This is a genomic window from Mucilaginibacter gynuensis (assembly GCF_039541195.1).
Taxonomy (GTDB): Bacteria; Bacteroidota; Bacteroidia; order Sphingobacteriales; family Sphingobacteriaceae; genus Mucilaginibacter; species Mucilaginibacter gynuensis.
On the sequence record NZ_BAABFT010000002.1, the window covers coordinates 565,128 to 582,854 of the forward strand.

Consider the following 17,727-nt stretch of genomic DNA (forward strand, 5'->3'; position numbering starts at 1 on the left):
CATCCGCTTATATTAACTATTAATCCTCTATGACAAAAGATCACCCTACCTAAACCACACCACAAACCATTCTTCGCAAGGCCTTACGGCTATAATTTATTAACTGATAATTATTAACACTATGAAACTAAAATTACTTTCTATACTGTTTTGTCTGCTGGCATTTACGTCGGCATGGGCACAAAACAAAACCGTGAAGGGCACCATAACCGGTGCCGACGATGGCTTACCCCTGCCCGGTGTAACCGTTATTATTAAAGGCAGCTCAACCGGCACCCAAACCGATGCCAATGGCGCTTTCAGCATTTCAGTGCCGGAATCGGCAGTGCTGTTATTCACCTATATAGGCTACAAAACTACCGAAGTACCCGTTGGCGACAAAACGCAGATCAACCTTGCTTTGGTAAGTGATGCCCGCCAGCTCTCTGAGGTGGTAGTAACCGGTTATCAAACCAAAACCCGTTCAGATGTATCGTCGGCGGTATCGGTAGTTAACGGCCGCGAAATGGCCGACAAACCTGTACCAAGCATTGATAACCTGTTGCAAGGTAAAGCAGCCGGTGTGCAGATCACTACCGAAAACGGTCGCCCGGGTGCTAACGCCTTTATCCGCATACGTGGTGTGGGTTCGGTAAATGCTGGCCAGCAGCCGCTGTTGGTGGTTGATGGTGTTCAAATACCTGATGACGTAGCGCCGCAGGTTTATACCACCCTTAACGCTAACGACATTCAGAACATTTCGATACTGAAAGATGCCGCGGGTGTATCATTATATGGTGCACGTGGTTCAAACGGCGTTGTGGTGATCACCACTAAAACCGGTGTTGCAGGCAAAAGCCAGATCACTTATAGCTTTCAGTACGGCACCAATGCCAAAATAGCTGATAACTTTAAGCTGATGTCGCCTGCCGAAAAGCTGCAATACGAATACGATTTGGGTTACGAGAACGGCGATTTTACCACCTACCTTGCTGATAATAACTTCCCTACCACGGCTACCCTTTTCAATATTACCTCGGCACAAAGACAGGCCGGCTGGAATAGCCTGATCGGTCAATCGCACAACTGGCAAAACGACATTTTGCGCACCGGTAAAATAAGGCAGCATCAAATTGCCATCAGCGGCGCCGAAGGCAAAACCAGTTACTACGTATCTTTCCAAAAATATGATGCCGATGGTATTACCGTGGGGTCTGACTTTAGGAGGTATACCGGTAAGATCAACCTGAAAACCGACGTAAACAATTGGTTATCCTTAAGCAATAACCTAAGCCTTGGCCAAAGAGCTACGAACGAGTTGCGCGATATTTACAACGCGCAAAACCCGTTCTTCGCGGTATACGGTTATAATACTTACGAGCCTGTTTACGCCAGCGACGGCACCTTTAACTTAACCAACCAGGGCTTCCCGATTCTGGAGGCTATAAAGAACAACCCTGAAACGCAGAAATACATCAACGGTTATAATACCACCACTTTGGATGTTCATCCTATTAAAGGACTGAATGTATCTACCCAGTTTGGTATGACATACGATGATTACAAACGCGAAAATTACATTAAACCGGGCTCGATACTCGATCAATATATTGGTGACCCTACAGCTCCCGGTTCAAGGGTTGACAATGGCTCAACCGAGTTTTCGTACGACTGGGTGAACAAGGCTACCTACAAATTTGATGTAGAAAGCGACCACCATTTCAATATACTTGCTGTACAGGAGTTTCAAAAAGACATGTTCAGCAGCTATGGCTTACAGAAGAAAGGCTTTGTACTGAGCGATTATGTAGATACCCAAAGCGCAGGTGCTGCCAATACAGGTGTTAACACCACCAATAAAACCAACTGGACCATCAGCTCATTATTAGGCGAACTGGACTATAACTACAAGAACAGGTATTTTGTAACCGGTAGTTTACGCCGCGATGGTTCATCAAGGTTTGGCGAGAACAACAAATATGGTAACTTTTACTCAACCAGTTTATCGTGGCTGGTAAGTGAAGAGAGCTTTTTAAAATCAGTTGACTGGATCAACGTGTTGAAACTGCGCGGCTCTATCGGTACTGCCGGTAACTTCAGCGGTATCAGCAATTATCAATCGCTGGGTTTATTTACTTTCGGGCAGTACAACAACCTGCTTACCGCTTTCCCGTCGCAATTGCCTAACCCTGATCTTACCTGGGAGAAAAAGTTGAAACGTAACATCGGTATCGATTTTGAATTGTTTACTTCGAGGGTAACCGGTTCATTAGATTATTATAATGAGAATACCACTTCGTTGTTACTGGATGTACCGCTTTCACAAACCACAGGTTATAAATCGGTTATCAAAAACGTTGGTTCAATGAACAACAGCGGTATCGACGCGGCCATCAGCGTTGATGTAGTACGCAACAAAGAGGTAAAATGGACCGTGTATGGCAACATCAACTACAACCGCAACAAAATTACCGAACTTAACAACGGTTCTACCGAAATTGTAGATGCCAACAACCTTGGTGTGGTTAAACCGGGCTACGCTATCAATACCTTTAAGCTGGTGAGGTACGCGGGTGTAAATTCAGAAACAGGCGCGGCGCAGTATTATGACAAGGATGGCAACATCACTGAAGATTACTCAAGCGATGATGCCGTTATACTGAAAGGTAAAAGCCCTAACCCTAAATTCTTTGGTGGTTTTGGTAGTAATGTAAGCTATAAAGGCATTGATCTGTCTGCCGATTTCACTTACACTTTGGGTAACTATGTGTTTAATTACAATAAAGAAACCTTAGTAGCATGGGGCGACCAAGTATACATTAACCAGGCTAAAGAGGCTTTAAATTACTGGAAGAAACCGGGAGACAAAACCCTGTTGCCAAAAGCCGACCCAAACAATACCACTTACGATACCGACCTGTACTTGCAAAAAGCATCATTCATCAGGCTGCGTAACGTAACGCTGGCTTACACCATTCCGGCCGAGATCACCAAAAAATATAAAGTACAGGGTTTAAGGGTATTTGTTACAGGCCAAAACCTGCTTACCATTAACCCTAATCACTTTTTTGGCGACCCTGAAGTGGGTGTAGGCAGCGGTGAAAGCTTTACCACAACCATACCGGGCCAGGCAACCTTATTCGGTTACCCTAACACCCGCCAGTTCACCTTTGGAGTTAATTTAACCTTTTAACCATCCATTAACAGAGAAATAAAGATGAAAAAGATATATATATACGCATCGGCAGCGCTGCTTTTAATTGCAGGCGGATGTAAAAAAGAATTAGATCAGAAACCGCACAACGCTATACCTTACGAAAATACATTTAAAACCCCCGAAGATTATACCTACGCAATAAGTGGCGCTTATGTCGCTTTAAGAAGTTCGGTTTATTATGGCGGACAGGATAACGGCGGTATGATCAGCACGCCGGATATTTTGGCCGACAACCTGATACTTAACCAATCCGGACGTAAATCGCAATCGCGTTTCTTCAATTATAAATATGTAGCCAGCAATACCTGGGATATTTGGGGCGATGCCTACAAAACCATTTTACGCACCAATTTTGTACTTGAAAATTTAAACAAACTGCCCGAAGATGAATTCAGAGATAACATAGAGGCCGAAGCTTTAGCCATAAGGGCTTTGGCGCACTTTGATCTGTTACGGGTTTACGCGAAATCATACACATCAGCTACTGATGCCGATCCGGGTATACCATTTGTTACCTCAACAGATTATACGCTGCTGCCATCGCGCACACCACTCAAACAAACTTATAATTTGGTTTTAGCTGATTTGGTTAAGGCTGAAGGTTTAATTGCAGCGGATAATCCGGTGGGGCATTTTACAAAGCCTGCGATTGAGGGTTTGCTTTCGAGAATATATTTATATATGGGCGACTGGCAAAAATCAGCGGATGCAGCTAACCGCACCATTACCAATGTAGATGGAAAGAATGATTTAGCCGATACAACAAGCTTTGCTGATATATGGTTAGATAAGACCGAGAAAGATGTACTTCTTAAACTTAAAAACCTTGATGCTGATAACGACCCTATAGGCGTAGGCTACAAACAAGGCAGCCCTAACGGCGTAATACCTGAATACAGTGTTGACTTCGCTTTTTACAATTTGTTTCAGGATGAAGACGTACGTAAAGCCGCTTACATTGATAAATCGAACTATAACGAAACCGATTATTACTACGTATACAAGTACAATGGCCGCGAAGCAGGTGATGCCGATGTGGTGGATGTGAAGCTAATACGTATGGGCGAAGTTTATCTTAACCTTGCCGAAGCGGAGTATAACTTAGGCAAACAAGGCGACGCGCTTACCGCGCTTAACAAGCTGCGCAGCAACCGTTATACCAACTTCGATCCGGCTACGGCTAACGAAACCGGCACGGCTTTATATAACGCCATATTGTTACAACGCAGGCTTGAACTGGCATTTGAAGGCTCAAGGTTTTTTGATTTAAAACGTTTGAACCTGCCTGTACAACGCTCTAATTTTGGCGACGAGGCTGATGGCGCAGGTATACCTGCCAGCGTAAAAACCGTAGCCGCTAAGGATAAGTTGTTCCAGTTGCCTATACCACAGGCAGAAATTAACGCCAATAAAAACATTTCGCAAAATACAGGGTATTAATACAAGCACAATTAACGGTAGGGTTTAGGCCCTATCGTTATTATACCGTTGCGAATAGGTGATTTTCACATATAGCGCCGCATCGCATCTTAGTATGTTTGCTACCGAACCAGATAGTTATCGTTAAAACATTTGGTCAGTTAATAGTTAATTAAAGAAGTCAGTTACGCGAGGTGATTGACTTTTTTTTATGCCCGTGACTCTCATTTAAAAATGTGCGAAAATCACTTTTCGCACCCTTTGTGTAACATTTAATTTTTTTGTGCGTCTCTTTAAATAAATCAACCCTTACATGAAAAAGTTTATAATTATAGCTGCAGCCGGAAGTATGTTCGCATACTCGTACAGTCCGGATAGTTCAGAGCGCGACAATCCTAAACCACGTTGCAAATCGACAAAACACTACAAAAAATCAACAGCTGTTGTGGCACCTCATAAAACCACTGTTTATTGCTAAACGCTACAAAAGTTTATGGCATTGTATAAATAATGCACTACAAAGGTTGATCAGGCCGGCAGCAAACAGCCTGGTCAACTATTTTTCAGTTACCTCTACTCTCTTTATCCTTAGCCTAAAATTTCCTTAATATCCTCAGCAGACAGCGACTTGATGAAGCTCTCTTCGGTAGTAATGAGCGAACGCGCCACACTTAGCTTACGTTGTTGCAGGGCAAGTATCTTCTCTTCTACAGTATCTTTGGTGATAAACTTATAGATGAACACGTTTTTGGTTTGGCCAATGCGGTGTGTACGGTCAATAGCCTGTTGTTCCACAGCGGGGTTCCACCATGGGTCGAGGATGAACACGTAATCTGCCTGGGTTAGGTTGAGGCCTACCCCACCCGCTTTTATAGAGATGAGGAATACCCGTGTTTTTTCATCCTCCTGGAAACGTTTCACCACGTCGCCCCGATTTTGGGTGCTGCCATCGAGATATACGAACGGTGTCCCCTTTTCTTCCAGATAGGCACGGTAAATAGACAGCTGTTTCACAAACTGCGAGAAAATGAGCACCTTATGCCCGCCCTCCAGCACGTTAGCCAGTGTATGCACCACATCTTCAAACTTACCCGAATCGCCCTCGTAATCATCATCTATCATGATGGGGTGATTGGCTATCTGGCGCAGCTTGATAAGTCCTTGCAATACCTGTATCTGCTGTTTGGCGTAAGTACCATCCTCAATGCTTTTCAGCAACTCGTTGCGGTATTCTGATTTTATTTTTTCGTACACCTCGGCCTGCTCTTCGCTCATTTTGCTGTAGAAGAGGTTCTCGGTTTTTGGCGGCAGTTCGGTAGCTACCTGCTCCTTGGTACGGCGCATTACAAAAGGCTTTATCAGCGCCTGTAATCGGCGGGCTTTGTCTTCTTCCTTTTTGCGTTCTATAGGGTTTACAAATTCGTTTAAAAAGAACTGCTGCGAACCCAGTAAACCGGGGTTAATGAACGACATTTGCGTCCACAGGTCATTCACTGAATTTTCTACCGGGGTGCCGCTCAAGATCAGCTTAAAGCGTGAGCGCAGTTGCTTAACCGACTGGTACGATTTCGACGACGGATTTTTGATATTCTGGCTTTCATCCAGTATCACATAATCAAAAAAGTACTCCTTAAACAGTTCAATATCTATCCGGCTGATGCCATAGGTGGTAACAATTACATCGTAGTTTTTAAACACCTCCGGCGATTTATACCTGAACGTGCCTGTGTGCACCATCATACGAAGCTTAGGCGTGAACTTTTTAGCCTCGTTAAGCCAGTTATATATCAGTGAGGTAGGCATTATTAGCAGCGATGTACTTTTACCGCCAGTGGCCTCTATATCCTCTTTATTTTTTTGCAGCAGTGCCAGCGTTTGTATGGTTTTACCCAAACCCATGTCATCGGCAAGGCAACCGCCAAAATGGTATTGCTTTAAAAAGTGGAACCAGTTGTAACCCGCCTTTTGGTACGGGCGCAGTGTGCCTGCAAAATCAACCGGCATGGGTATTTCTTCCAGCTCTTCAAAATCGTTCAGCTTTTGCAGCTTACGGTTCATGGTAACGTGCGCCATTTCGCCTTCGGCAAGTTCGTTTACCAGGCCTATGTGATGGCGGCGCAATTTAAGTTCGTTAGTCCCCTCGGTAAAGTGCAGCAGGTTACCATATTGCGAAAACCATTTTTCGGGTATTATAGCGATCTCGCCCGATGGCAGGGTGAACTCCCGTTTATTGTTTAAAATATGGTTTTTAAGTTCGATGAACGGGATGCGGTACGGTCCGAAATAAACAACGGCGTTGATATCAAACCAGTCGTTATTTTCCTTTACCTCCAAATCAATTTTGGTATTACCGAAAACGTAACGTTTTTGCCCTTCGGGCTGCTCCAGTTCAAAGCCTTCTTCAATCAGCTGATCGTGGTAATGGTTCATCCACTCGAATACCGAAAACGACTGATCTGCCGACTCATCATCGGCCGCGGCCACCTCCAGGTTTTGGAACAGAGAAGAGGTTGTTTTAAGGCCTTTCTCCTCCAGTAGAGTCATTTTATTACGTTCCCAGGTTAAGGAACGCTTTATGCGATGAAAAAGGTACTCATCGCCATTACGCTCAATACGTACCGAAACATGCCTGCCATCCCCGTAAGGGAAAATATAACCGGCATATTTAAAATACAATTGCAGCTGCGAAGTACCGCCTTCAATATAAATAGGTTTAAGCACCGGCCTGGCATCGTACTTTTCGGTATTAATGGTAAATCCTTCGGCGTATACGTTGTGTTTTTCTATCAGCGGGGCAACAAAGCGCTCAAAGTACGATTGCTCTGACGAGCGCGGTATTGCGATGTAGCGTTTGTTAAGGAAAGGCACCAGCTTTTTGCCCTCAATCTCCTTATCAAAAAAGTAAAGGGTATCATCAAGCAGCATCCATGCCGGGTGGTTACATATAACTTCGGCATTCTTAAACATAAACTCAATACGCATTCCCTGGTATTTGATGGTAGGGAAATAACGGATCTCGGTATCATCGCGCCTGAAATGGAACAGCACCGAAGCCGCTTCTGCCGCAATGTGCAACTTGCGTTCGGCCGGGTAGCCCTCCTTGCTCATCAGGTAAATTTCTTTAGTGCCTAATAAGCCCAACGCTTCGGCCATACGCTTCTCCATTTTAGGGCGTATAACATCGTATAGTTGCTCGTTAAATATCTTAGAGAAAAACTCGAACGGACGGATAGGCTTTTTGTAATACTTTTTAATAACATTGCCCTGCTCCATCTCCTCAAGCACCTTAACCAGCTTAATATCAACCTCATCAATACAGTGTACAAACTCTTTGGCGGTATTACTGAATAAGCGCTGGTGGGTTAGCGAAAACTCGCCGTTGGGGTTTAGCTGAACAATATGCGGTTCAATAACATAGCCCAGGTATTCATGCTTTGCAATGGCATAAATTATTTGGCAGGGCTTGGTACTATCTACGCGTAACATCAATTTATATTAAAAATTAATGCAAGCTACATCAACAAAAAATTCAAACGTAAATAGAATTTATCTCAAAAAAAACTTTTGGCGTTAATATTTTTTAAACATTTCTCGGCCGTCTGTTTAAATTACTGAATGCAAGGCTGTAAATTTTTAACAAAATGATAATTATGCCTGTTATACACGCCATGGGTTAATAATTGATAAATCGTTTTTCTTAATTAGAAAAAGATAGTTTACAACTTTTGGCTATATTTCGGCCAACTATCTTATCATTGCTGAAAAACAAATTATGTCTGGTGCATTACGAATTAGCCTGATCTTTTTATTTATAGGTTTATTGTGGGTAACGCTAAGCGACGCGCTGGCTTTTTATTTTATAGACGATAAAACTACCCTGCAACAGGTAAATTTATACAAGGGGTATTTCTTTATGATAGTAATATCGGTATTGCTGCACTCCATGGTGAAAAGCAATAATAAGCTACTGTTAAAAAAGACAAAGTTTATAGCCGATGCCGAAGAGCTGGCCCATATTGGCGGCTGGGAATATTTCCCTACCGAACGCAGGATGGTGATATCAAAAGAACTGCGCCGTATACTTAAAATAGCAAACCACAAAAGCGATTTTGACGTTACCGACGTGGCTGATTATGTACACCCCGACGATATTAAACTGGTAAGGGACAAATTCAGCGCCGCCGTTACCAACCATACCAACCTGCGGCTGGTGCACCGTGCCATTACAGGCGATGAGCAAGTACTGTTTGTAGAACAAATTGCCAAAATTGAATATGCAGATGGCTTACCCTACCTCGTAAGAGGCACCGTACAGGACATTACACAAACTATTGAGCTTCGCGATACCCTTGCCAAAACGAGCCAGGAAAACCAGCACCTGCTGGATATTATGAGTAAAATAAAAAGCATGGTGATCATTACTGATAAGAATGGTTTGGTAACGTGGATAAACCCGGCTTTTACCAAACGCACGGGTTATACACTGGAAGATATGGCAGGCAAGCGCCCCAGCCAGATACTACACGGACCGGAAACTTCGGCAGAAGCATTTAATGCCATTCAGCAGGACATTATAAACGAGCGTTATACCAAGGTAGAGATATTGAACTACACCAAAACGGGTGAGAAATACTGGGTTGAAGTGAACATTACCCCTATTGTTACCGATAACAGGTTAAGTGGTTTTATTACTATACAGGTAGATATTACCGAGAAAAAGGCCTACCAGGAAAAGCTGCAACATCAAAACACCTTGTTAAATGAAGTAGCCTGGATGACATCGCACGAGATCAGGAAACCAGTAGCGTCTATACTCGCCCTTGCCGAACTCTCCAAACATGCCTCAAGTCGCGAAGAAAAAGATGAATATGTGGATGTATTGGTATCATGCGTGGAAGACCTCGACAATATAGTGCGGCATTTTACCGCCAAGATCAATACCATTGAGCAGAATAAACAGGCTGAATAGTTGGCCCGCTTATTCCTTAACCGTATACACTACCGAAAGATAACGTTCCTCTACCGTACGGTAGAACAATACCAGCAGCAATAACGCGGTAACGATAAAGAAGGTAACGATATGGTAATCGGCATTAAACAGCCAAAGAGCGCTACCTACTACCAGCATGCGTAAAAACTCCACCGCGAAGATCCATTGCTTTTGCTCCATTATAGCGCCGCAATTAATAAGCGTAAGTATGGTAAACGATGTAAACAGGAATTTGGCGCTGTAGCCAAACTGGTGTTCAAACAATATAAAGGCAAATAATGCCACCAGCATCACTATTACCTGCCACACCACATAATTGCTCAGGCGTTGCTGTAAAGGCTCGTGGTGCTCTTCAATACCGAATATTATTTCGGCCTTGCCACGCACTTCAGGGTCTATGAGGTTAGGGCTGCCGAATACTACTTTAAATTTATCCTTAAAGGTTTTTTGCTGTTTAACCGTAAGCCACAGCTCTACTAAAAAATGAAAGTGCTGCCATAAAAAGCTGTAGGTGTGCAGTTGCTTCGTTAAGCCGTAAACAGGTTTTTCATCTTCCTTTTCAAAAGTACCGAACAGTTTGTCCCAAATAATGAGTACATCGCCATAGTTTTTATCCAGATACTGATCGTTACAGGCGTGGTGTACACGATGGTGCGATGGGGTTACTAAAAAATACTCCAGTATACCCAGCTTACCAATTACCTGCGTATGCACAAAGAAAGGATATAAACCGTGGATCAGCAGCATTACAGTAATCATGGGTGCCGGGAAACCTATAATAGGCAGCACGCACCAAAAACCGGTACGTACAATAGCCTGAAACAGCGTGATACGTGCCGATACTGTATAATTAAAATCTTCACTTTGGTGGTGTACCACGTGTACTGCCCAAAACACATTCATCTCATGCGCCAGACGGTGGTACCAGTACCATATAAAATCGGTACCGAGCAAAAGCAGGATCCAAACGGCTACGCCGGGCTTTATGTCGAAAATACCGAAATTCTTTTGGAGATAATCGTATACAAAATAGAAGGTGCCTGCTGTAAGCACATCGGTAAGGCGCTCCATTATACCAATACTTACATTGGCAATTGAAGTGTGCAGATCAAATAACTGCATCTTTCGGCGACGCGCTACATAATACTCCAATAGCATAAATACTACGAAGAGCGGTACTGCAAAAGCGAGGATATTGAGCTTCATGATGTCAATTTTTCGTTTGTCATGGGCAATTTTGTGGCAAACAGTTCACCTAAAAAACCGTCAAATATAAATCAATACTTGTCAAATTTATAAAAAGTGTGATTTTTAATTGGACATCTTATTAACGCTCAGGGTTTAAAATTTATTATTGTTGATACGTTTAACTAACTTTGTTGTAGTATGGGGAAGTTTGAAGTGCCAGATAAGGTGTTATACGTTTGCACCGGGAGCAAGTGCGGTAAGCGCGGAGGGAAAGATCTTTATAAGATGGCCAGCAGCATGGTGAAACATGTGAAGGGAAAATACGAAGTAGAAGTGGTACGTATAGAATGCACAGACCGGTGCAAGTTTGCACCGGTCTGTAACATTCAACCAGATAATATCTGGTTAAAAGAATATTCTGAAAGGGAAGTGCTCAGGCTTTTAGCCGGCATTATGGAAAAGTAGCGGAGTATTAAGCTTCGCTGCTATAGTGAATTTTGCCAACGTGTTTGTCAATTTCCCAGTTGCCTGTACCTTGTTCGCCAATAATTTCGAACAGTTCCAGCGCGCGGCGGGCCTTGTACTCTTCTTCGCGTTGCTCTTTAAAGAACCAGTTTAAAAATTCAAGAGTTACAAAATCCTGCTCTTTGTAGCAACGGCCTGCAATGTTCTTGATTGATTCGGTTACGCTGATCTCCTGATCTAAAGCATCCTCAAATACTTCGCGGAAAGAGTTGTATTCAATTTTGATATTGGTTACTTCAGGTGATATAGCGGTACCGCCCATATCAAGTACGTATTTGTAAAATTTAAGCTGATGTTGTCTTTCTTCTTCAGCTTGTTTAAAAAAGTAGTCAGCTGAGTTATCAAAACCGTTACGATCGCACCATGAAGCCATGGCTAAATATATAGATGAAGAAGTTGCTTCTTTTTTAATTTGTTGATTTAAAACAGTTTCTATCTCGGTAGATAGTAAACTTTTTATTCTGATAATATCTTTCATGATCTGATTGTTTAATCATTTATAACAATACAAAAATAGTGCTATATACAATAAAGCAACCAAATATTAACAATATGGAAACAATCTAAGTATAGTTAAACGGCAACCCTATACAGTCTGTTGTAAATGATGTGATTCAGGTCCAGCATCACGAAAGTACCTTGCAATAACTCTTTAAATTTGATGATCTCGGTAAGGGTTAACACGTAGGTATCATCACAAGCGCAAATAAATATAATTTCCAGATCGGGCGATTTGGTATTATCTAAAAGAAGACCTTCAATATCGATGTTGTTAACTGCTTTGCGCAATTTCATGAGGCAGCGGTAATCAAACCTGGCTACTTTGCCTGCAAAATCAATATACCAGCAATTTTCTGCATCACATTGGTAAATAGCCCCCGCGTTGGTGGCGAATACATCTGTCCAATTTGTGCTTGCTACTACTTCTCTTACCTGCATTAACTTAAATGTGTAATGCAAAACTAACACTATTTAGATTAAATCCAAACACTATCGAGAATTAATCTAAAGAAATTATCAACATGCCTCCAATTGTTTTATACAACCGGAGGCATGCATAGCTAACTATTTGTTAAACAACACAAAGGCAATTACCAGTGTTACCACCACGTTAAAGCCCTGCGCTATCAGGAAAGCGTATAAAGGTTTCTTGTTCTCGCGGCTAAACAGGTCGGCAAAGTTGGTTTCTAAACCAATGCTGGTAAAGGCCAGCGCAAACCATAGGCCCTGCAAATTTTTCAGACTGCCTTTTACCTCGGCTATAGCGGTTTCGGGTAAAAAGAAAGAGAAGAGCAGTGATGCCGCGATAAAGCCTATCACAAATTTGGGGAAGCGTTCCCATATCACTTTAAGGGTTGGTTTCTTGTCGGCATCTTTTGCTGCAGGGTGCTTGGTATACGTCCAGTAAACAGAGATAGCAAAAGCAGCTAAACCCAATAGTACGTTCTGCGAGAACTTAACAATAGTACTGATCTTCAATGCCTCCTCGCCTACCAGCGTGCCTGATGCAACTACGGCACCGGTAGTATCAATACTACCACCCAGCCATGCCCCCGTTACCTGCTGCGGAAAATGGAAGTAAGCCGCGATAATGGGCATAAAAACCATCATAGGTATAGCGGTGATCAGCACCAGTGATATTACGTAAGATAACTTCTTAGGATCGCCTTTAATAGCTCCAGCAGTAGCAATGGCGGCCGATACACCGCAAATAGATACCGCACTGGAGATCATCATGGTTATCTCATCATCAACCTTTAGCTTTTTACATACCCAGTAGGCAAAATACCAAACCGAAGTAACCACCACCAGCGACTGGATAAGTCCCAATGAACCGGCCTTTAAAATATCTGAAAATATAACGCTGGTACCCAACAGCACCAGGCCTATCTTAACATATAATTCGGTAGCTAAAATAGATTTAAACCATTCGGGCAGCTTAAAAAAGTTACCGATGATAAGGCCCAAACCCAAACTGAAGATCACCCCTTCCAGGTTTAAAGCCTTGGCTTCTTTACTGCCTGCAATTATTAAAGCGATAATAGTAAGCACATACACCGCCGGAAAGCCCAACAGGTAGTTTTTTAAATTTTTACCGGTAAGCAAAGCGCCCAAACCGGCTATTAACAGTACAAATAAAAACTGCAAGCCGAATATTCGAAGGTTGGCTATACTGAACACCTTATCGGCCAGATCGGCACCGGTGGCCCAGCTAAAAACCGGAACGGGTAACAAAACGCCCGAAAGCGAGAGAATAATAACAAGCGCGCCAAGTATTACAACCGTCCAGTCTTCGTGCAGTGTAAACTTATTTTCATTAGTTGACATAAAAATTTAATATGTGGTAATTGTGATTAATTCAGTGGTTTTATTTTGATATCGAACACATCGGCCAGCGCTTTTTTAGCGGCATAATAACCGCACATACCATGCACGCCACCGCCCGGAGGAGTTGATGATGAACAGATATACAATCCTTTAGCCGATGTTTTATATGGCGACCAGCGCAATGCAGGCCGGGTAAACAACTGGCCAATATCTATAATGCCCCCGTTGATATCCCCGCCTATGTAGTTGGGGTTGTGCTCTTCTATCTGTTGGGTATTAAAGGTGTGTTTGGCCAGTATGGTATCCTTAAATCCGGGCGCGAAACGCTCTACCTGGTTTTCAATAATGGTGGTCATGTCCTTAGTTGAACCATTGGGTACATGGCAATAGGCCCATGCGGTGTGCTTACCCGCCGGTGCCCGTGTGGCATCAAACTGGCTTTGCTGCGCCAGTAACACGTAAGGTTTTTCGGCATGATGGCCGTTGGCCGATGTTTGCTCGGATAGTACCAATTCCTGAATGGTTCCGCCGATATGCACCGTGCCAGCCTTGCGTACTTCGGCAGCGGTAAACGGAATAGGCTCGTCAAGCGCCCAATCTACCTTAAACACGCCATCGCCATAGCGGTAACGTTCCAGCTGCCATTTGTATAGTGCCGAGAATTTGTGTCCGGCAATTTGCAGTAGTTGCTTAGGCGTTATATCAAACAGCACCGCATGTGATGAAGGCAGCTGGTTGAGCGACCTCACATAGGTATCTGTTTCTATCTCGCCCCCTAATGATACAAAATAAGCCGCCAAAGAATTGGCTATTTGCTGCGAACCTCCTTTTGGTACAGGCCAGCCTTTCAGGTGTCCGTTAGCCATCAGCACCAATGCAATGGCCGATGTAGCGATATTGGTTAATGGCTGAATGGAGTGTGCCGCCATCCCCGCGAACAGGCCTTTGGCTTCAACCGTTTTAAAGCGTTTGGCCAGAAGGGTAGCCGGTTGCAATGCCGATAAACCAAATTTTGCCAGGCCTATCGGGTTCTTCGGAAAATGCAGCGGCCCCAATACATCGGCTGCCAGCGAGGGCCAGTCTCGTACTATAGGGTTAAAAAGATCGAGGTAGTTTTGTTCATCCGCACCTAAAAGCCGGGCGGTATCTTCTACTGAACCTTTCAGCAAAGCTGCCGTACCATTATCAAACGGATGGGCTGCATCTACCTCGGGGTATAAAAACTCCAGGCCATACTGCTCCAGCGGCAGCGTTTTAAAAAATGGCGAACCCACCGCGAGCGGATGAACGGCCGAACAAATATCATGTTTAAAACCGGGCAGGGTGAGCTCGGCTGTGCGTAAGCCACCGCCTATGGTTGGTTTGGCTTCAAGTACCAGTACTGATAATCCGTTTTGCTGCAATAAGATAGCTGCCGCCAAACCGTTTGGCCCCGAACCCACTATTACCGCATCGTAATCACGTTTTTCAAGCTTCATTTATATCCGGTGGTAAAGATATATTCCTTTTTAAGTAAGGGGCTAATGTAATATTTACCCCTTACAGGTATATTTTGTTTAATAATTGAACAATTGTGCATTTAGTTTACTGCCACGCCGGCTTTTGTAGCCTCGGGCACTTCAATAAGGCTGCCGCTTTTAACATCATAAATGTAGCCATAAACGGGTATATCTTTCGCTACCAGCGGGTGATTCTTTATCCGTACCACATCGTCGGTAACACTGGTTTCTAAATTTTTAAAGGTAAGGAAAGATATATAACGCGCTTCGTCGGTACCGCCTTCTTCCTGTACGTTGCGCCAGCCATTTTCATCTACTGTAGCCGTTTTTAAACTGGTAGCTAACAAATCGCGGATAATATCATCAGTAAACAAGGCCATGCCGCAATCGGTATGGTGAATAACAAACCACTCTTTTGTACCCAATAACTTATGCGATATCACCAGCGAACGGATAGCATCATCGCTTGCGCGACCGCCAGCGTTACGGATCACGTGGGCATCGCCTTCGGCCAGTCCGGCATATTGGGCCGGGTCTAACCGGGCATCCATACAGGTTAAAATAGCAAACTGCCTTGCCGGCGGAATGGTCAGTTTTGACTTATCGCCAAAATGCTTAACATATTCACTATTGGCGCTTAGCACCTGCTGATGAACAACGCTGTTTTCTTTTTGGAGTAGGGATGCCATATTTGATGATTTAAGGGTTTATATGATTTTCTATGCAGATCGTTTATTATCGGCCAATACCGCCTGGTGCACCGCGTTGATGATATCCTTTTCGGGATAATTACCTTGCAAATCATGATCTATATGGTGATACACCACCTGCCTTGCAGCATTCAACACGTAAACCGCCGGTAAATGAATGTGCGGATCGATCACCGAAAGCCTGTTCCAGGCCGTGGTACCACCCGGGTAAACCCGGAATTTTTCGGCCATGCCACCATCGGTATCAAAATAAAAATTAAGACTAAGGCTATGTTCCCATGCCAGTTTTTCCAGTTTAATATCGCGCTCATCGGCAATTACCAGCAGGTTACCACCGTAAGCTTTTATTTCGTGCTGAATTTCGTTGAAGTGCTTTAACTGCTCTAAACTGCCCTTACCCCAATAGTTTGAGTAAAACGCGATTACCAGCGGCCGCGCGAAAAGATTTTTAGTAATAAATGGTCCGCGGATTTCGGCACCGTTATAAAAGTGCTGCCAGCGCGATAGATCGTTAAGCAGGTTAAAGGATACGAAATGCCCCTCCCGTACCGGACTAAAGGCATGATCATAAGTGTAAGCCGAAGCAGAAATTTCAGTTGGATGTTCAAAAACAGGATAATTGACAGATGCTAACATGGTAGTGTTACAGGTATAGATATAGGATAAATTTTAATTGGATGATTTGCCCGCAGGCAACGTATATAAATACAGCGTAGAAAGGCTTGTATTAGCAACAGTGACAACAACACATTATACCTTTAACAGTGTAAAGATATGTAAAGCTTAAATGGCTGATATTGCTATTGTAAAGTGACATTTGAGTATTGAATGGACAAATATACTATATTGTCTATATATTTAGTAGAATATTTAAAACTAAATTTTTAGATATGGATAAAATAACAATTAGTTATAGCGTTTGTTATTTAGGCGGATGCACAATAATCATGTTGATTTAACATCAAATTGATTAATTTGCGCCTATCAAAAACTAAAAAAACAACAGATAATGAGGGTAGACATTTTAGCGTTTGGTGTAGCTAAGGATATATTTGGCCAACCATCCATCAGTATGGAGATCACCAACGACGCTACCGTATATAATTTAAAATACCTGCTGGAAAATCAGTATCCGCGCCTGAAGCAATTATCATCATACATGATAGCCGTTAACAACGAATACGTATTACCCGGCGATACCATCCACGAACGCGACGAAATAGCCATCATCCCCCCCGTAAGCGGCGGATAGAACAGGAGCCCGATCAACCGGTTAAGCGTATTGACGATTGACCACTCACCACTAACCATTCACCACCAACTTACTACACACAACCCACAACTTACAACTCGCCACTTGTCCACGCAAATCAGTATATCGCCCTTGCCCTTAGATTCCCAGGCTTGTATTAACTGGGTGATCACTCCCGAAAGCGGCGGCATTGATGTATTTATTGGTACCGTGCGCAATGCTACCAAAGGTAAAACAGTATTAAGGCTGGAGTTTGAAGCATACGAAAGCATGGCTATCCTTGAGATGGAAAAGATAGCGCAACAAGCAATGGAGAAATGGCCGGTGCAGAAATTACTGATCCATCATCGTACGGGTGTTTTACAAGTTGGCGAAATACCGGTGATCATAGCCGTATCATGTGCGCACCGCGATGCCGCTTTTGAGGCTTGCCGCTACGTTATCGATACACTGAAACAAACTGTTCCCATCTGGAAAAAGGAAATATTTGAAGATGGCGAAGTTTGGGTGGCTGCGCACCCGTGAAGAAGTCATATTATATAAAATCTTGTCATTGAGAGAGTTTTAATTCTTTTGGGACTTGAAGTTAAAACGACAATGACTCACACCTACTCTCAACT

The 17,727-nt window shown here is 43.3% G+C and carries 15 protein-coding genes; 7 read left to right on the plus strand and 8 right to left on the minus strand.

The features are described from left to right. Positions 1-121: 121 nt before the first annotated feature. The 3 genes from ABD894_RS05645 to ABD894_RS05655 all read left to right on the plus strand — a co-directional run bounded on the left by ABD894_RS05645 (position 122) and on the right by ABD894_RS05655 (position 5,093). Positions 122-3,172, plus strand: a complete 3,051-nt coding sequence (locus ABD894_RS05645) for a SusC/RagA family TonB-linked outer membrane protein (protein WP_345210015.1) — start codon at positions 122-124, stop codon at positions 3,170-3,172. Positions 3,173-3,196: 24 nt separating this feature from the next. Then, on the plus strand, positions 3,197-4,636 hold the full coding sequence (locus ABD894_RS05650) for a RagB/SusD family nutrient uptake outer membrane protein (protein ID WP_345210016.1): 1,440 nt from the start codon (positions 3,197-3,199) through the stop codon (positions 4,634-4,636). Positions 4,637-4,928: 292 nt separating this feature from the next. Next, a complete protein-coding gene (locus ABD894_RS05655; protein WP_345210017.1) occupies positions 4,929-5,093 on the plus strand; it encodes a hypothetical protein in 165 nt (54 codons plus the stop codon). 110 nt (positions 5,094-5,203) lie between these two features. Here ABD894_RS05655 and ABD894_RS05660 read toward each other — a convergent pair whose 3' ends face one another. Then, a complete protein-coding gene (locus ABD894_RS05660) occupies positions 5,204-8,101 on the minus strand; it encodes a DEAD/DEAH box helicase (RefSeq protein WP_345210018.1) in 2,898 nt (965 codons plus the stop codon). Positions 8,102-8,387: 286 nt separating this feature from the next. Between ABD894_RS05660 and ABD894_RS05665 the strand changes: the two genes are divergently transcribed. Further along, a complete protein-coding gene (locus ABD894_RS05665; protein WP_345210019.1) occupies positions 8,388-9,584 on the plus strand; it encodes a PAS domain S-box protein in 1,197 nt (398 codons plus the stop codon). Between the two features lie 9 nt (positions 9,585-9,593). Here ABD894_RS05665 and ABD894_RS05670 read toward each other — a convergent pair whose 3' ends face one another. Then, complete coding sequence (locus tag ABD894_RS05670; RefSeq protein WP_345210020.1) at positions 9,594-10,811, minus strand: sterol desaturase family protein; 1,218 nt, start codon at positions 10,809-10,811, stop codon at positions 9,594-9,596. 180 nt (positions 10,812-10,991) lie between these two features. On the opposite strand from ABD894_RS05670, the gene ABD894_RS05675 reads away from it, so the two are divergent. Next, positions 10,992-11,258 carry a (2Fe-2S) ferredoxin domain-containing protein gene (locus tag ABD894_RS05675; protein WP_345210021.1) on the plus strand — a complete coding sequence of 89 codons (267 nt, stop codon included), beginning with the start codon at positions 10,992-10,994 and terminating at the stop codon, positions 11,256-11,258. Between the two features lie 7 nt (positions 11,259-11,265). Here ABD894_RS05675 and ABD894_RS05680 read toward each other — a convergent pair whose 3' ends face one another. The 6 genes from ABD894_RS05680 to ABD894_RS05705 all read right to left on the minus strand — a co-directional run bounded on the left by ABD894_RS05680 (position 11,266) and on the right by ABD894_RS05705 (position 16,491). Next, positions 11,266-11,796, minus strand: coding sequence for a ferritin (locus tag ABD894_RS05680; RefSeq protein ID WP_345210022.1), 531 nt, complete (start codon positions 11,794-11,796; stop codon positions 11,266-11,268). A gap of 95 nt (positions 11,797-11,891) precedes the next feature. Next, complete coding sequence (locus ABD894_RS05685) at positions 11,892-12,257, minus strand: hypothetical protein (protein WP_345210023.1); 366 nt, start codon at positions 12,255-12,257, stop codon at positions 11,892-11,894. Between the two features lie 126 nt (positions 12,258-12,383). Then, positions 12,384-13,646 carry a YeiH family protein gene (locus ABD894_RS05690; RefSeq protein ID WP_345210024.1) on the minus strand — a complete coding sequence of 421 codons (1,263 nt, stop codon included), beginning with the start codon at positions 13,644-13,646 and terminating at the stop codon, positions 12,384-12,386. Positions 13,647-13,672: 26 nt separating this feature from the next. Further along, on the minus strand, positions 13,673-15,124 hold the full coding sequence (locus tag ABD894_RS05695) for a phytoene desaturase family protein (RefSeq protein ID WP_345210025.1): 1,452 nt from the start codon (positions 15,122-15,124) through the stop codon (positions 13,673-13,675). A 101-nt stretch (positions 15,125-15,225) separates the two neighbouring features. Then, on the minus strand, positions 15,226-15,834 hold the full coding sequence (locus ABD894_RS05700) for a beta-class carbonic anhydrase (protein ID WP_345210026.1): 609 nt from the start codon (positions 15,832-15,834) through the stop codon (positions 15,226-15,228). A 30-nt stretch (positions 15,835-15,864) separates the two neighbouring features. After that, positions 15,865-16,491: a redoxin domain-containing protein gene (locus ABD894_RS05705; RefSeq protein ID WP_345210027.1), complete on the minus strand. Its 627-nt coding sequence runs from the start codon at positions 16,489-16,491 to the stop codon at positions 15,865-15,867. A gap of 373 nt (positions 16,492-16,864) precedes the next feature. Here ABD894_RS05705 and ABD894_RS05710 point away from each other — a divergent pair, with 373 nt between their 5' ends. Together ABD894_RS05710 and ABD894_RS05715 are read left to right on the plus strand one after the other, a co-directional pair. Then, entirely contained in the window at positions 16,865-17,107 is a 243-nt protein-coding gene (locus ABD894_RS05710) for a MoaD/ThiS family protein (RefSeq protein WP_345210028.1), read from the plus strand. Between the two features lie 132 nt (positions 17,108-17,239). Next, on the plus strand, positions 17,240-17,632 hold the full coding sequence (locus ABD894_RS05715; RefSeq protein ID WP_345210029.1) for a molybdenum cofactor biosynthesis protein MoaE: 393 nt from the start codon (positions 17,240-17,242) through the stop codon (positions 17,630-17,632). Positions 17,633-17,727 lie beyond the last annotated feature (95 nt).

Bases quoted from the DNA above. Each gene is read 5' to 3' on its own strand.
- ABD894_RS05705 (WP_345210027.1), bottom strand. From the start codon at position 16,491: ATGTTAGCATCTGTCAATTATCCTGTTTTTGAACATCCAACTGAAATT.
- ABD894_RS05665 (WP_345210019.1), top strand. From the start codon at position 8,388: ATGTCTGGTGCATTACGAATTAGCCTGATCTTTTTATTTATAGGTTTA.
- ABD894_RS05645 (WP_345210015.1), top strand. From the start codon at position 122: ATGAAACTAAAATTACTTTCTATACTGTTTTGTCTGCTGGCATTTACG.
- ABD894_RS05655 (WP_345210017.1), top strand. From the start codon at position 4,929: ATGAAAAAGTTTATAATTATAGCTGCAGCCGGAAGTATGTTCGCATAC.
- ABD894_RS05690 (WP_345210024.1), bottom strand. From the start codon at position 13,646: ATGTCAACTAATGAAAATAAGTTTACACTGCACGAAGACTGGACGGTT.
- ABD894_RS05675 (WP_345210021.1), top strand. From the start codon at position 10,992: ATGGGGAAGTTTGAAGTGCCAGATAAGGTGTTATACGTTTGCACCGGG.
- ABD894_RS05650 (WP_345210016.1), top strand. From the start codon at position 3,197: ATGAAAAAGATATATATATACGCATCGGCAGCGCTGCTTTTAATTGCA.
- ABD894_RS05660 (WP_345210018.1), bottom strand. From the start codon at position 8,101: ATGTTACGCGTAGATAGTACCAAGCCCTGCCAAATAATTTATGCCATT.
- ABD894_RS05670 (WP_345210020.1), bottom strand. From the start codon at position 10,811: ATGAAGCTCAATATCCTCGCTTTTGCAGTACCGCTCTTCGTAGTATTT.
- ABD894_RS05695 (WP_345210025.1), bottom strand. From the start codon at position 15,124: ATGAAGCTTGAAAAACGTGATTACGATGCGGTAATAGTGGGTTCGGGG.
- ABD894_RS05680 (WP_345210022.1), bottom strand. From the start codon at position 11,796: ATGAAAGATATTATCAGAATAAAAAGTTTACTATCTACCGAGATAGAA.
- ABD894_RS05685 (WP_345210023.1), bottom strand. From the start codon at position 12,257: ATGCAGGTAAGAGAAGTAGTAGCAAGCACAAATTGGACAGATGTATTC.
- ABD894_RS05700 (WP_345210026.1), bottom strand. From the start codon at position 15,834: ATGGCATCCCTACTCCAAAAAGAAAACAGCGTTGTTCATCAGCAGGTG.
- ABD894_RS05710 (WP_345210028.1), top strand. From the start codon at position 16,865: ATGAGGGTAGACATTTTAGCGTTTGGTGTAGCTAAGGATATATTTGGC.